At 57.6% G+C, this 14,492-nt stretch carries 12 protein-coding genes; 6 read left to right on the top strand and 6 right to left on the bottom strand.

Annotated features, from left to right (window positions below; genetic code table 11):
* The first annotated feature begins 250 nt into the window (after positions 1 to 250).
* The gene (locus tag DUD43_RS06935; protein WP_153229688.1) at positions 251 to 820 is read left to right on the top strand and encodes an HdeD family acid-resistance protein; all 570 of its coding nucleotides are present in this window, start codon (positions 251 to 253) and stop codon (positions 818 to 820) included.
* 202 nt (positions 821 to 1,022) lie between these two features.
* Here the strand turns inward: DUD43_RS06935 and DUD43_RS06930 are convergent, their stop codons facing one another.
* The 5 genes from DUD43_RS06930 to DUD43_RS06910 all read right to left on the bottom strand — a co-directional run bounded on the left by DUD43_RS06930 (position 1,023) and on the right by DUD43_RS06910 (position 6,451).
* The gene (locus DUD43_RS06930) at positions 1,023 to 1,634 is read right to left on the bottom strand and encodes an HAD-IB family hydrolase (RefSeq protein WP_228125923.1); all 612 of its coding nucleotides are present in this window, start codon (positions 1,632 to 1,634) and stop codon (positions 1,023 to 1,025) included.
* Positions 1,635 to 1,703: 69 nt separating this feature from the next.
* Positions 1,704 to 3,083 carry an NCS2 family permease gene (locus DUD43_RS06925; RefSeq protein WP_153229686.1) on the bottom strand — a complete coding sequence of 460 codons (1,380 nt, stop codon included), beginning with the start codon at positions 3,081 to 3,083 and terminating at the stop codon, positions 1,704 to 1,706.
* A gap of 318 nt (positions 3,084 to 3,401) precedes the next feature.
* Entirely contained in the window at positions 3,402 to 5,153 is a 1,752-nt protein-coding gene (locus DUD43_RS06920) for an FUSC family protein (protein ID WP_153229685.1), read from the bottom strand.
* Positions 5,140 to 6,189 (bottom strand): multidrug transporter subunit MdtN, encoded by a 1,050-nt coding sequence (gene mdtN, locus DUD43_RS06915; RefSeq protein WP_153229684.1) that lies wholly within the window; start codon positions 6,187 to 6,189, stop codon positions 5,140 to 5,142. Before mdtN ends, DUD43_RS06920 begins: the two co-directional genes overlap by 14 nt.
* A 7-nt stretch (positions 6,190 to 6,196) precedes the next feature.
* Positions 6,197 to 6,451 carry a YtcA family lipoprotein gene (locus DUD43_RS06910; RefSeq protein ID WP_171902925.1) on the bottom strand — a complete coding sequence of 85 codons (255 nt, stop codon included), beginning with the start codon at positions 6,449 to 6,451 and terminating at the stop codon, positions 6,197 to 6,199.
* A gap of 203 nt (positions 6,452 to 6,654) precedes the next feature.
* Here DUD43_RS06910 and DUD43_RS06905 point away from each other — a divergent pair, with 203 nt between their 5' ends.
* From DUD43_RS06905 to DUD43_RS06890, 4 genes are read left to right on the top strand one after another with little or no spacing between them, the layout of a single operon-like run.
* The gene (locus DUD43_RS06905; protein WP_153229683.1) at positions 6,655 to 8,289 is read left to right on the top strand and encodes a Na+/H+ antiporter; all 1,635 of its coding nucleotides are present in this window, start codon (positions 6,655 to 6,657) and stop codon (positions 8,287 to 8,289) included.
* A gap of 40 nt (positions 8,290 to 8,329) precedes the next feature.
* On the top strand, positions 8,330 to 9,802 hold the full coding sequence (locus DUD43_RS06900; RefSeq protein ID WP_153229682.1) for a metal-dependent hydrolase family protein: 1,473 nt from the start codon (positions 8,330 to 8,332) through the stop codon (positions 9,800 to 9,802).
* Positions 9,803 to 9,825: 23 nt separating this feature from the next.
* Positions 9,826 to 10,512 carry a MarC family NAAT transporter gene (locus DUD43_RS06895; protein WP_045931676.1) on the top strand — a complete coding sequence of 229 codons (687 nt, stop codon included), beginning with the start codon at positions 9,826 to 9,828 and terminating at the stop codon, positions 10,510 to 10,512.
* Positions 10,513 to 10,561: 49 nt separating this feature from the next.
* Positions 10,562 to 11,998 (top strand): TolC family protein, encoded by a 1,437-nt coding sequence (locus DUD43_RS06890; RefSeq protein WP_228125922.1) that lies wholly within the window; start codon positions 10,562 to 10,564, stop codon positions 11,996 to 11,998.
* A 115-nt stretch (positions 11,999 to 12,113) separates the two neighbouring features.
* Here the strand turns inward: DUD43_RS06890 and DUD43_RS06885 are convergent, their stop codons facing one another.
* Positions 12,114 to 13,247, bottom strand: coding sequence for an aminotransferase class V-fold PLP-dependent enzyme (locus tag DUD43_RS06885; protein ID WP_153229680.1), 1,134 nt, complete (start codon positions 13,245 to 13,247; stop codon positions 12,114 to 12,116).
* A gap of 236 nt (positions 13,248 to 13,483) precedes the next feature.
* Between DUD43_RS06885 and DUD43_RS06880 the strand changes: the two genes are divergently transcribed.
* Positions 13,484 to 14,152, top strand: coding sequence for a metallophosphoesterase (locus DUD43_RS06880; RefSeq protein WP_153229679.1), 669 nt, complete (start codon positions 13,484 to 13,486; stop codon positions 14,150 to 14,152).
* The last annotated feature ends 340 nt before the right edge of the window (positions 14,153 to 14,492 follow it).

Raw genomic sequence — 14,492 nt, 5'->3', positions numbered from 1 at the left:
AATTGGCTGGTTTTAATTAGCTAACGTACATTGAAACCACTGACATAGTGTCAGTAAGCTGTCTGAAACACAGCTTTCCCAAACTGCCATCATGGCAGTTCACCGCCGCCAGAGCGGCCCATAGGCCCTACCGCAACGGTAGGGCCTTCGTGTTTCTGGAGCAGGCTCTTTGCATATCACTAGGCCCTTGCACAGGTCTGGAGTACAGTTAAGACCGTAGCGTCGGTTTAACCTTGCAAGGAGTACATAGATGGCTCTAAGTCCACATGACAACAATCGCTCTGAGTTGCTACGTCAACTGCCCTTGAAACCAGGATGGTTTATTGGTCTGGGCATTGCCCTGATCATTCTGGGTCTGATCGCCTTGATCTACGTGGTGGGTGCCACGGTTGCCAGCGTGGTGTATGTCGGCATCCTGATGACCATAGGCGGCATGCTGCATCTGGCTCATGCATGGAGTTCCAAAGGCTGGCGCGGCTTTCTGTTCTGGAGCCTGAGCGGCATTTTGTACTTGTTCGCCGGTTTGATCGCCATTAGCAACCCCTTGGTAGGCGCCACCGTCCTGACCCTGATTTTTGGCGCATTCCTGATTGCCTCCGGCGCGTTCCGGCTCTGGATCTGGTTCCAGAACCGGGCCCAGGCAGGCGGCGGCTGGATGGCCTTTTCCGGCCTGATTACGCTGGCCGCCGGTTTGATCATTGCCGCAGGCTGGCCCGGCAATAGCGTATGGATTCTGGGCCTGATTCTGGGTATTGATTTGCTGACCCAGGGTTGGGCCAGCTTGCTGATTGGTATGGCGATCAAGCGCAATCAGAACTGAACCATCGGCCAGAATCAAACCACTGCCTGGTTTGATCTCCGCCGATTCAATCACTGAAAACTCCTCCAAAAAAATGCCCGACCAGAAGCTGATTCTGGTCGGGCATTTTGCTATTTTGGTCTCTGGCGCTGGGCTTTGGACCTGCTCCCAGGCTCCTGAGTCTGATACTCAAGCCGAACGGGGAAAGCCGTAAAATTGCGTACTAGGCTTCCAGTTTCGGCAAAGCCTGATCCCGTCCCCGCAACCAGGGCTGACGCGTATGCGCCAACATCTGCGCATCGCCAGGGCTATCGCCATACGCCATATCCAGTGCGACGGGTTTATCTCCTAACCAGGCCTGAAGACGATTCACCTTCTCCTGTCCCCAGCAATTCGCACTGGCCATGCCCACACAACCTTTTTGCTCGTCAAAGGCCAGTTCTGTTGCCAGCACCTGAACCATGCCCTGAGCCTTGGCCCAAGGTTGCAAATAGATGGACGGCGAGGCGCTGACCAGTACCACCGCATCACCCCGCTCCCGATGGGCGCGGACCCGTTCCATCATTTCCGGGCGAACAATCTGCGGCACATAATCGCGCACATAGGTGTCGGCCAGAGCCTGAACCTGCTCCCGGCTCAAGCCCCCCAAGGCACTGCGCAGAAAACGATGCTTGATCGCCTGACGACGCTGCGGGCCGCGATCCCATACCAAGACACGGGGCACGCAAGCTAAATAGGCACGAATACAGACCGGCCAGCCTCGCATGCGACGTATAAAGTCCTGCAAGCTGTCTCGGTCTGTAATCGTGCCATCAAAATCAAATGCGACCAGCACAGGGACCCCTTTGGTTTTCAGAAAAAGGGCTAGTGTAAAGGGGAACACCAGCCCTTCCCAAGCCCCGCTTTATAAAGCCCAGCCACCCAAGTAGAAAACAGCCAAGGCAAGCGCAATCAGAACCGTGCCCACATTCAGGCGACGCAGTTCACCCGAGAACAGGCGACCCAGCACCAGCGTGCAAAAGCCCAGCATGATGCCCGTCACGATATTAACGGTCAGCACGATAAACACGGCACACACCAGACCCGCCATGGTATCGACCGTATCTTCGGTATTGAGGTGACGCACACCGCCCAGCATCAGCAAGCCCACGTACATCAGGGCAGGCGCAGTCGCATAGGAAGGCACCAGGCCAGCCAAGGGCGACAGAAAGATCAGCATCAGGAAACCCAGGCCAACCACCACGGCGGTCAGGCCGGTACGGCCCCCGGCTGCTGTTCCGGCAGCGGATTCAATATAGGCAGCAGCAGGTGACGCGCCCAGGCTGGCGGAAACCAGAGAGCTGAGCGAGTCCGTTGTCAGGGCGCGGCTGCCATTGATGATCTGGCCATCCTTGTCCAATTGCCCGGCATTGCCCGCCACCGCACGAATCGTGCCAGTAGCATCAAACACAGCCGTCATCACCAAAGCCAGCACGCTGGGCAAGACGACGGCGTTCAGCGCCCCGCCTATATCCATTGCACCGATCAAGGAGTTCTCGCCCAGCAAGCTAGGCATGGCAAACAAGCCGGTAAAGCGCACATTGGGATCGAAGATCAGACCCACCGCCGACAGCCCCAGAATCACCAGCAAGATACCGCCCGTGACACGACGGCGCTCCAGGCCAAAGATCGCTGCCAGGCCCAGCACGCTCAGCCATACCGGCATGGACGTGACGTCGCCCAGCGCAACCGGCAGACCGGCGCCGGTATTGCGAGTCACCAGACCCACTTCGTTGGACGCGATCATCAGCAAGAACAGACCAATCCCGATACCCGTGCCATGCGCGATGCCCAAGGGCAGATTACGTAGAATCCAGGTACGAATCCCGGTAGCGGAAATCAGGGTAAAGATCAGGCCCATCAGGAACACGGCACCCAGGGCGACGGCCGGGCTTAGTTGCTGCCCCAGCACCAGATCAAAGGCCAAAAATGCGGTCAAGGACAAGGCACAGCCCACCGCAATGGGCAGATTCGCCCACAGCCCCATCAGCAAGGAGCCAAAGGCGCTGGTCAGACACACGGCCACAAAGACCGACGAGGTATCAAAGCCCGCCTTGCCCAACATGGACGGCACCACAAAGACGGAATACACCATGGCCAGAAACGTTGTCAGCCCGGCCAGAACCTCCTGGCGCAGGGAGCTGCCACGCTCCGTATAGGCAAAGTGTCGTTGCAACCAGCCGCCAGCAACCGGAGGGACCAGGGCCTCCTGCCCTGGCCGCAATGCGGATTCTTGCTCAGCCATACTTCATGCTCCTTTATCAGTATTGTGATGTCTGAAACGGTGCGTTGCCGTCATCAGGAATCAGTAATGGACAGGTCCAGCCCCCAAGGGGGCAAGGTATCTCTCACAACCTGAATCAAGAGCCTGCGCCGGACAAAGACGAGCCTTGCCCTGCCCACAAAAAATGCAGACATATGCAGAAAGAAGAAGGTAAACGGGGGTGTGTCTCCGACCGAACCGAGGCCTTTGCGGCGCTTCTTTTGATCCCGGCAATGGGAAATGAGGCCCATTCTACGAGCCGTCAAAGCCGGGAAAATCACCTCTGGGTAATGAGGGTTATCAATCGCTTGGGTGGCGGGACGCAGGCACATAGGCCTCGCCAATGAACTGCTGGCGCAGATCCTGCCATTGGCTTTGCATATCCTGAGCCTGCTGCTGGTCGGGACGCAAACGCTCTGGTTCCAGCTGCATCAGGGCCAAGCCATACTTGGCTGCCGACAGCTCCTGGGCCACGCTGGCCGACTGCTGCACGGCCTGGGCTGGACGTTCCTGCCACAAGGTGCCCAAACCCCTCAGGCCTTCAGAAGCCTTGGCCAAACGCTGACGCACCGAGCCTGCAATACTGACAGGCCAGATCTGGGTAAACATCACGTACATCACCGCATTACCCAGCAAAATCCCGATCACCCGATCGCGGGCCGAATCCAGATCAAAGCTGGGGCCAAAGCCCTGCAAGGTCACCAGATAAAAGGCAAAGGCAATTTGAATACCGGCATAAGAGATGCGCTCCGGGCCGTAAAACACCCAGGCCCCCAACAAGGAGACCAGGAACACCACGACCATCAAACCACCAATATCCAGCAGATGCGGCATCACAAACAGGATGGTGATAAAGCCTAGCGCCGCTCCCAGCAGACAGCCCACAATTCGCAAGGCCAGCTTGTGTACGGTTTCCCCGGTGGAGCCCAGGGCGGCTACGTAGCAGGTGATCATGGCAGTATGAATGCCCTGCCAGTCTGCCGCGCTGTAGATCAGATAACACAGCACAGCAGCCGCCGTCGCCTTCAAGGCATGGTGCTGATACACAGGATTGCTGAAGGCATCGGGCACCATGAAGGAGCCATGTTCAGGATCTGCCTTGCCAATAGAGACCGCACCCGACAAAGCCAGCAAGGCATCGCGCAAATCCTGTACGGCCAAAGAACTGGAGGCAGGCAACTCCGGCAAATCATCCATCTGCGGCAAGCGACCTTGCTCAATATCTTGTGCACTGCGCTCGCAGATCTGGGCGAAAGCGGTGGCCTGCTCATTGTCCAGATGCTGATCGCGCAGGACCGCAACCGCCAGCAAGGCCCGGTAAGTGTTCAGGATTGCCTGATCCAGTTCCGCCTGCTCTTGAGCAGGCCGCAAATGGAACAGCCGTATCCAGCCCAGTCGCTTTTGTTGGGCACTGACTCCCAGAGCTAGTTCGTCCCACAAGTCCTGCGTGTCGGCCTGCCCCATCAAACCCTGCGCCGCCAAACGCAAGCGTGCGGCCAGTTCACGACGCAGCACCTTATGTGGGTACAAACCAAAACAAAGGTTGAAGATCAGCACCAGGCCCATGGGGGCGCAGGTCATCAACCAGGCATAAAGCACGGCGCGGGTAGCAATTTCGCCAAAGGGTACATAGCCCAGCAAGGTCAGCACAAAGGCGATGACCAAGGCAATAATGCCGCCCAAGGGCCCCAGCTTGCTGGCGACCCCTAAAAACAGCAGCACAAAGGACGTCAGCACCATGGCCAGCAAACGCCAGGCCGGATACTGAATCGTGACCTGAATCAGTGGCACCATCAGCAGCACCACAATAGACACCAGCACCACCAGGGCCAGCGCCAGCACCGAGCTTTCCCCAGCGTCAGACTTCATCACAAAGAAGATTACAAAGCAGCTGACGGCAGACTCGGGTATGCCGTAGTTCATGGCCAGCAACACCATAAGGGCGCACAGCACGGCCACTCGCCAGCTTTGCGCCAGACGGCCAGGGGTGGGCTGCAAGTCTTGCCAGACCAGCCGCGCCAGACCCGACAAGCCAGTCTTAGCAGTCGCCATCGCGATGAATAATGGTGGTGGCCGAAGCACCCATGCGCATCAGGTCCTCGGGTGGCGCATCCAGACGGATACGTACCGGAAAGCGTTGCGCTACCCGTACCCAGTTCATGGATTTTTGGATATACGGCAGGCTACGCGGCAGATTGATCTGCTCCTGACTGCTGACGCCCCAACCAATTTCCTCCACCTTGCCCGAGAGCTTGCGCGAAGGATCAGACATCACATACACCGTGGCGCAGGCGCCCGGTTTGATCTCTTTCAGATCGGTTTCCCGGTACATGCCGGTGACATACCAGGAGTCCGTATCCAGCAAGGTAAAGACAGAAGTGCCGGGCATCAGATGTTCACCCGAGCCGGTACGCAAACCCACGATACGACCATTGTGGGGCGCCTTGACCTGAGTATGTTCCAGATCACGCTGCGCCATTGCCAGACCTGCCTGGCGCGCTTGCACCATGGCTTCTTCTGCCTGCGTATTGCCCACCAGAGCCTGAGCCGCACCGGATTGCTCTGTTGCCTGTTTCAAGGTGACTTGGGCATCACGCAGCAAGGTATTGGCTTCATCCAGCTGCTGTTGAGAGACATAGCCTTTGGCCGCCAGATTCGCCAAGCGACGCTGGCTTTGTGTGGCCATCGCCAAATTGGTTTTTGCGCGCGTGATCTGATCATCCGCTATCACGGCGTTATGCCCTTCTGCCCGCACGGCACGCTGCTTCATGTCCAGCGTGGCCTGGGCCAGCGCCAGTTCAGCCTGAGCCTGTTCCAGACGCAGCTGATAAAACACCGGGTCCACAGTAAAGAGCAATTCATCGCGGCTGACGAACTGGCCATCACGCACCACCATGCGCTCAATCTGCCCTGGCAAGGAACTGGAGATATGCACCACATCGGCGCCGATCACCGCGTCTTCGGACAAGGGGTTGTTGGCAGAGCGCTGCAAATACCACCATGCCAGGATAATGGCGGCGACAACAATCAGCACGCTCAGCAGGCGGGCAGCGCCTTTACGGGGGGAGGATTTCTGTGCCTGGGTCATGGCTCAGTCACTCGAAAAAAAGAAGAAGTGCGGCAAAGGTCAGTGCCAGCGTCAGGCAGGCATAGACGGGCAAACGCATGGGCAGGGCATCATCCACACCCGCGCGAATCAGCCCCCAACGTATCAGCAAGGTCAGCAGCACGGCTCCCAGCACGCACACCAGCCAGGCAGGGAAATACGAACCCGCCATATAAACCGACGGTGCAAGAGAACATCCCCCCAACAAGGGCAAGGCAGCCAGACCGGCTAGTAGCGCACGCATGCGTGGCATCTCCCTGATTAGTGTTAAACCGATCAGCGCATTGCGCCCGGATCGCAGCGAAGAATTGTACCTGAGCCTGTTCAAATACATCCTTTATATCCCTGCCGGATTAAGCAACTGTGTATCTATCATTTTCACGAGTATAGTGACAAACATCTTTCTGATAGGGTCTCGATAACCTCAGTTATTTACACAGAGTTGCCATGGATGACGTAAACCTGACTTTAAGCATGCTGGCCGCCGTTTTAATCAGCAACAGCGTGGTCAAGATAATACCTGTTGCCATCCCTGCCCCTCTCGTACAGATTCTGCTCGGCTTTCTGATTGCCGGTTGGTTCAATCATGGGATGACCCTGAATCCGGATCTGTTCTTTTACCTTTTTCTGCCACCCTTATTATTTCTGGACGGCTGGCGCATTTCCAAGGAAAGTTTAATTCGGGACCGAATCGGCATTCTGGTTCTGGCCTTCATCCTGGTTTTCTTAACGGTATTCGGATTAGGCCACGTTCTGCATTGGCTCATTCCTGCCATGCCTTTGCCCGTGGCCTTTGCCTTGGCCGCCATTGTCTCGCCTACTGACCCAGTCGCCGTTTCGGCCATTACCCGCCGCGTGCCTCTGCCTCCACGGCTACAGGCTTTGCTGGAGGGTGAATCGCTGTTCAATGATGCGAGCGGTCTGGTTGCGTTCCGACTTGCTGTCGCCCTGGCGCTGGGTGGCTCTTTTTCCATCACCTCTGCCAGCCAGAACTTCCTGTGGCTAACGCTGGCCGGTCTGGTCGTTGGTGTGGTGACCACACGCGCCCTGCTATTTCTGCGTAATCTCTTTGTACGCCGCTGGGGCGAAGAGCCAGGACCAGAAGTTCTGTTCAGTCTGCTCCTGCCCTTTGCGTCCTATTTCCTGGCCGAACAAATGGAGGCCTCCGGCATTCTGGCCGCTGTTGCGGCAGGCGTGACCATGAGCTATGCCGAGCTCTCAGGCAATGCACTGGCGGCCACCCGTATGCAGCGCAAGACCGTCTGGGACACCCTGCAACTTAGCCTGAATGGCATGATGTTCGTCCTGCTGGGCGAGCAACTTCCCGCTATCTTTCGCGGAGCGGTACAGGTTGTCCAGGAGACTGGCCACCACAATCCAGCCTGGCTGCTGGTCTATGCGGTCGCCATGTGTACCACCCTGATTTTGCTGCGCTTTTTATGCGTTTACGCCTACCTGTGGCTAAGACGCGGCCTGTCCCTGCTGGGCCTGCATCATGATGGCGAAACCGCACAAGCCAACCCGCGCCTGGTGCTGGTGCTGTCCATTGCAGGGGTACGGGGTGCCGTCACCTTGGCCGGTGTCATGACCTTGCCGCTCACTCTAACCGATGGCAGTCCTTTTCCTGCCCGGGATCTGGCTATTTTTCTGGCCTCTGTGGTCATTATCGTGTCACTGCTGACGGCCAGCCTGGCCTTGCCCCCCATAATGAAACGAGTCTCCTTCCCTGCCCTGCGTCGACGTCAGGAACAAGAGGAACGGGCCGAGCAAGCAGTGCGTCACGCCAGCGCCCAATCGGTGGCGCAAACATTGAATGAGCTGATTGCCCACAATCCCGAGTCGTCAGGAGCCCGTTATACGGCCATGGCCGATCGAGTTCTGAGCAATATTGCTCACAGCCCCCAGGAAGAGGGAGGCGAGCAGGGTCTGGCAGAGCAAGCACTGGAAAAAGACATGCAAATCCGAGCCATCCATGCCGCGCGTGATGCCGTTTACACTCTAGCTCGCACACACCAGATATCCGATGAAATCGCTCGCGAGAGGGTCCGCCTGCTGGATCTGATCGAACTGCGTATGTCTTGAGTCCGCCTTCCTTTTTTTTATCTTTGATTTTTAGGACGCCATGCAGACTTATTCTTACCTGGGCCAGTCCCCTGCCCTGCGCCAACAACGCCAAGCTTACCGTCACGGCTTGCCTGCCTGCGTTTGCGCCCACCCGTCCATTCCCTTCATCCACAAGCGCTTGAGCGCAGCAGCCAGCTTTGCACCCAACGCCACCCCCGCAAGCCTGGCCTTTCAGTCCAATAATGCTCTGGATCAAAAGCCTCTTGCCCTGGCTCCCAAACTGATTCTGAGCAATCTGCGCCTGTTTGATGGTGAAACAACGGAGCTGAAAAAAGGCTTGGCCGTCCAGATTGACCAGGGCCGCATCACCGCCGTGATGCCGATTGCCGAGATTCCGGCCGACGCCACCGTCATGGACTGCCAGAACAAAGTCCTGATGCCTGGCCTGATCGACGCCCACTGGCATAGCCTCCTGTGTGCTGTCGACCAGATGACCGCCATGATGGCCGACCCGGCCGACCTGCATTTGATTGCCAGCAAAGAAGCCGAGCGCACCTTGTTGCGCGGCTTCACCACCGTGCGCGATGCCGGTGGCCCCAGCTTTTCCTTGAAACGCGGCATTGATATGGGCCTGCTGCATGGCCCGCGCATCTACCCTAGCGGCGCCATGATTGCGCAAACCGGTGGCCATGCCGATTTCCGTATGCGCTACGAAGTCCCGCGCGCAGAAGGCGAGCTAAGCCACACCGAACGAGCAGGAGTCACCTGCATTGCCGATGGTGCCGATCAAGTCCTGCGCCGTGTTCGTGAGCAACTGATGCTGGGTGCCAGCCAGATCAAATTGATGGCCGGGGGCGGCGTCACCTCCTTGTACGACCCGCTGGAAGGACTGCAATTTAGCGATGCCGAACTGCGCGCCGCCGTGGGTGCCGCCAGCGACTGGGGTACCTACGTGATGGTGCACGTGTACTGCGCCCGTGGTATCCAGCGTGCTATCAAGGCAGGCGTGAAATCCATCGAGCACGGCCAGCTTGCCGACGAGGAAACCGCCCGCATGATGGCAGGCGAAGGCGTGTGGTGGAGCCTGCAACCCTTTCTGGCCGATGAAGACGCCAACGTCCAGCACGACCCGCGCAGCAAAGCCAAGCAGCAACAAGTGGCCGTTGGAACCGTGCGCGCTTACGAGCTGGCAGACAAATACCAGATCCAGACCGCCTGGGGCACCGACATTCTGTTCACCCCCGCCCATCTGCCCCACCATGGCCGCATGTTGTCTAAGCTGACCCGTTTTTACAATCCGCTCAAAGTGCTGAAAATGGCGACGGGCGACAATGGCCGACTGCTGCAGCTGTCTGGCCTGCGTCAGCCCTATGAAGGCGAACTGGGCGTAATCCGGCCCGGTGCTCTGGCCGACCTGTTGCTGATCGATGGCGAACCCGAGCAAAGCCTGAGCTTTCTGGAACAGCCCGAGCAGAACCTGCTGCTGATCATCAAGGACGGCAAGATTTACAAGAACGCCCTGCCCGCCTGAAACTTCATCATCAAGGAATGCCCATGCCTAACGAATTGATGCAGTTATTCAAATTGCTCGGCCTGGGGCTGGCATTTTTGCTGCCCCTGGCCAATCCCCTGACCTCGATGGTGATGTATCTGTCTTTGGGCGAAACCCTGAGCGCCGCCGAGAAAAAGCAGCAACTGCGTCAGGCGACGCTGTATGTCATTCTTGCCTTGCTGATTACCTACTACGCCGGTTTGTGGATTACGTCGGCGCTGGGCATTTCCATGGTGGACATGCGAATCGGGGGCGGGCTGATTGTGGCGTATATCGGCTTTCGCATGTTGTTTCCGCCGACCGTCAGCGACGTGGTTTCCAAAGCAGCCGATCAGAACACCGCCGCCCACAACAATATCGCCTTTGTCCCTTTGACTCTGCCCTCCACGGTGGGGCCCGGCACCATGGCGCTGGTCATCAGTGCCTCCTCGAAAATGGCCGGCATGCGCGGACACTATGCAGAATGGGTGCTGGTGGCCACGCCCATCATTCTGGCCATCCTGATCGGTTTGATCTTTTTCATTTGCCTGCGCTCCTCGCTCAGCATCGTGCGGGTGATCGGGCATAACGGCGTCGATGCCATCTCGCGCATCATGGGATTTTTACTGGTCTGCATGGCCGTACAACTCGTCCTGGAAGGCGGACAGCAGTATGCTGCTACGCTGCTGACTCACTCTGCTGCACCCTGAATTTATGTCTATGTCTTGTTTTCCTGCATTGCGTCTTACTTTGGCTGTGATGGCTGCCCTTACGCTGGCCGCCTGCGCGGCGCCCGATCACAAGTCCATGGCCCAGCCCATGCCCGAGCAAGATGCGCCGGAACCACCCCGCCTGACATTGGCCGAATACAGCGGCCCTGATCAAAGCCAGCCTGCGCCCAGCGTACAGGCCAATCATGAATACAGCCTGCCTGAACTGATAGACCTGGCCCAACGCCTTAACCCCAGCACCCGCATTGCCTGGGGCGAGGCTCAACAAGCAGCCGAAGCCGCCGGTATGGTAGAAAGCACCTACCTGCCCTTGATCTCCGCCAGCGTGGTGGGCGGCTATATGCGCAGCGACCGCGACAGCAGCGTGAATATTCTGGGCAGAGAAGTCGATGTGGACTACGACACCCATTTAAGTGGTGCCGTCCCTTCCCTGACCTTGAAGTGGCTGCTGTTCGACTTTGGCAAACGCGCCGCCCTGCAAGAGGCGGCCGACAAACTGGCCATGGCCAGCCGCATTGCCTTTAGCGGGGTACATCAGGCTGTCATTGCTGAAGTATCCATCAGCTACTTCAACTACAACTCGGCCCGCCAGCGCGAAAAAATTTCCGCTCAGGGCCTGAAAAATGCCGCCCTTATCGAGAACATCGCCCTGGAGCGTCAACGCAATGGACTGGGCACCCATATTGAAGTCGCCCAGGCAAGGCAACTGAAGGCCCAGGCCCGACTACACCATGTGAATGCCAGTACCCTGGCGCGCCAGTCCTACCAAACCTTGTTGGGCGCCATCGGCCTGTCACCCGAAACGGAGCTGAAAGTTGCGGACAGCGCTACCCGCCCCCTGCCCAACGACCTGGATATTCCGGGCAACGACACACTGAAAAAAGCCATCGCCCAACGCCCCGATGTGCAGGCCCTGCAAGCAGCCCACCAGGCCAGTCTGGCCGGCATAGACTCTGCAGAAGCCAGCTTCATGCCTAAGCTGGCCTTGATGGGCTTCATCTCCAAACGGCTGGGTTCGTTAAGCGTAGGCAGCCTGCCCGAAGTCAGCCCGCAATCCTCCTCCCGAGGAGCCGTGCTGGCCTTGAATATCCCGCTCTACGACGCCGGACTACGCAACAAACAAGTACGTGAGGCCCAGCTACGTGCTGACACTGCACGCGAGCGCGTCGCCAAAACCGAGCAGGATGCCTACAAGCAAATGATCATCGCCGCCGACGCGCTACGCGCCGCCCTGGAGTCGCATCAAGCCGCCAGCAGCCTGGTCGAAGCCGCGCAGATCACTTACCAAGGTGCACTGGAGTCCTACAAGGAAGGCTTGACTGGCATGACCTTGCTGACCGAAGCCCACAGCGGTCTATTGGGAGCACAAGAAGCCCAGACCATGGCCCACACGGCAGGTTTGGTCGGCTCCGTAAACCTGGCCTTTGCCATGGGTGAGCTCAATCAAGCACCAAAAAAACCTTGAGGATGCGAGTCGATAGCTGGCAAACAGAATCAAGCCAAACATTTGTTTGCTGCAGGAATAAAAAAGGGAGCCACTCTAGGCTCCCTTCTCATTGGGCCAGGGCTATGACAACGACTTACTGCGCTTCAATCACATCCAAAGCCTTGGCCAGACGCTCCACCGAGCGTTCCAGATTGTTCAGCTTGTCCAGGCCAAACAGACCGATTCGGAAGGTCTTGAAATCGGCTGGTTCATCACACTGCAACGGCACGCCCGAAGCGGCTTGCAAACCGGCCTTGGCAAACTTCGCAGCCGAATGAATCCCGTCGTCCGTGGTGTAGCACACCACCACGCCCGGCGCTTCAAAGCCCGGTGCAGCCACGCTGCGGAAACCATGTTCGCTGAGCAAAGCGCGCACCTTGCGGCCCAACTCCAGCTGACGATTGCGAATCCAGTCAAAACCCAGAGCTTCCGTCTCGGCCATCGCTTCTTGCAGCACCTTTAAGGAATCCGTAGGCAAGGTTGCGTGGTAGGCATGAGCACCATTCTCATACGTTTCCATGATCTGCAGCCACTTGCGCAGATCGCAGGCGAAGCTGGTGCTGGTCGTGGTTTCAATATGCTGACGAGCGCGCTCGCTCAACATCACCAGACCGCAACATGCCGAGCCGGTCCACCCTTTTTGCGGAGCGCTGATCAGCACGTCCACACCCACATCCTTCATATCCACCCACACGGTGCCCGATGCAATGCAGTCCAGCACAAACAGACCGCCCACCGCGTGCACGGCATCCGCTACCTGACGCATATAGTCATCGGGCAACATGATGCCGGAAGCGGTTTCCACGTGCGGGGCGAACACCAGGGCCGGTTTTTCAGCCTGAATCGCGGCGACCACTTCTTTGATAGGAGCCGGTGCGTAAGCAGCCTGCTTGCCTTCCTCGATCGGGCGGGCTTTCAGAACCGTGGTGCTTGCAGGGATGGAGCCCATGTCAAAAATCTGAGTCCAGCGGTAGCTGAACCAGCCATTGCGTATCACCATGCACTTGCGGTCCGTTGCAAACTGACGGGCCACCGCTTCCATGCCAAACGAGCCACTGCCCGGCACCACAATCGCCGAATGTGCCTGATAGACCTGTTTGAGCGTGCGGGAGATTTCACGCATCACTTCCTGGAAGGTCTTGGACATATGGTTCAAGGCACGGTCGGTGTAGACCACCGAATATTCAAGCAGGCCGTCCGGATCAACGGGGGTGCTGGTTTGAGACATGAAAACCTCGGAATTCAGATAGAGAAGATATAAGGATCAAAGGATTTTAGACCAAGCCGCTCTGTACGCGCAGCTTGACCCCAAGCTTCGTCCGGCTGCAGCCAAATCACAACTCTATCCCTTCTCTATGGGCCGCTCTGTAGCATGTGTGATTGCGCTTTTTCTGCTTTCTTGACTCGGCCTGCTGCTCTGAGTACCGTGATGAGCACGTTTCACCTAGTCTGGATTTCATCATCATGCAGGTAGCACACTTCAGCCAGAACACCTTGGGGCGGGATATTGCGGTTGGCGATATTCACGGTTGCTTCAGCAAGCTGAAAGCGTCTTTAAAGCGGATTCGTTTTGATCCGTCCAAGGATCGGCTTTTTTCGGTGGGTGATCTGGTGGATCGCGGCCCGGAGTCGCACCATGTTCTGGAATGGCTGGACCTGCCCTGGTTTCATGCGATTTGTGGCAATCACGAGCAGCTGACCTGGCGGCGGGCAATTGGGCAGCCCATTCAGGAAGTGGATCATCGTGTGCACGGCGGGCTATGGCTGGACGATTGCACGCCGGACGAGCAGGCACTTATCGCCCAAGGTCTGCAAGCCCTGCCTTTGGCAATGGAAATTGAAACGCCCTTGGGATTGGTGGGCATGGTGCATGCCGACTTTCCTTACGATGATTGGCAACATATCCATACCGAGAGTTTTGATGCCAATGATCACTATGTCTGTATGTGGTCCAGAGATCGCTATGTGACTGGATACGATGGCATGGTGGGAGGGCTGCGGGCTTTGGTGCATGGGCATCAGACGACTCATCAAATGCGGCAACTGGGGAATGTGTTTTTCATTGATACCGGCGGGTGGCTGGATCATGGGCATTTCACCTTGCTGGATTTGAAGCGATTGGTGGCTTTGTAGGTGTGCTTTGTTTTCGATTATGGGTTGTAGTTGCAAGATTAGTCTCTGGGGAAACGCTGTTTCGGTCCTGTTGGGGTGTCGGGGCTGAGCACTGGCCGGCGCTGCGCACCGGTCCCCTTGTCGAGGACTCAATCGGGGCGCATCCTGAACTCGCACGATGGTTTGTCCCCCGGACAAACCATAAGCGTCGTGCTCAAACAGCAGGATGCTTGCACCCCCGATTGAGCCCTCGCCTGCGGCCAGTACTCTGAATCGCCCCAACACCCCAACAGGACCGAAACAGCTCTCAGCGATTATTTACAAAGACAATCCTTCTGCCGCAAGAAGGAAAAAGGCCGCA

Origin of the sequence: Alcaligenes faecalis, from assembly GCF_009497775.1 — a bacterium.
GTDB classification, from domain to species: Bacteria; Pseudomonadota; Gammaproteobacteria; order Burkholderiales; family Burkholderiaceae_B; genus Alcaligenes; species Alcaligenes faecalis_D.
This window is presented reverse-complemented; position numbering and strand designations above follow the sequence as displayed.

Coding starts and splice junctions, on each gene's coding strand:
- DUD43_RS06920 (WP_153229685.1), bottom strand. CDS start 5,153: ATGGCGACTGCTAAGACTGGCTTGTCGGGTCTGGCGCGGCTGGTCTGG.
- DUD43_RS06880 (WP_153229679.1), top strand. CDS start 13,484: ATGCAGGTAGCACACTTCAGCCAGAACACCTTGGGGCGGGATATTGCG.
- DUD43_RS06910 (WP_171902925.1), bottom strand. CDS start 6,451: ATGCGTGCGCTACTAGCCGGTCTGGCTGCCTTGCCCTTGTTGGGGGGA.
- mdtN (WP_153229684.1), bottom strand. CDS start 6,189: ATGACCCAGGCACAGAAATCCTCCCCCCGTAAAGGCGCTGCCCGCCTG.
- DUD43_RS06900 (WP_153229682.1), top strand. CDS start 8,330: ATGCAGACTTATTCTTACCTGGGCCAGTCCCCTGCCCTGCGCCAACAA.
- DUD43_RS06925 (WP_153229686.1), bottom strand. CDS start 3,083: ATGGCTGAGCAAGAATCCGCATTGCGGCCAGGGCAGGAGGCCCTGGTC.
- DUD43_RS06905 (WP_153229683.1), top strand. CDS start 6,655: ATGGATGACGTAAACCTGACTTTAAGCATGCTGGCCGCCGTTTTAATC.
- DUD43_RS06885 (WP_153229680.1), bottom strand. CDS start 13,247: ATGTCTCAAACCAGCACCCCCGTTGATCCGGACGGCCTGCTTGAATAT.
- DUD43_RS06895 (WP_045931676.1), top strand. CDS start 9,826: ATGCCTAACGAATTGATGCAGTTATTCAAATTGCTCGGCCTGGGGCTG.
- DUD43_RS06935 (WP_153229688.1), top strand. CDS start 251: ATGGCTCTAAGTCCACATGACAACAATCGCTCTGAGTTGCTACGTCAA.
- DUD43_RS06890 (WP_228125922.1), top strand. CDS start 10,562: ATGGCTGCCCTTACGCTGGCCGCCTGCGCGGCGCCCGATCACAAGTCC.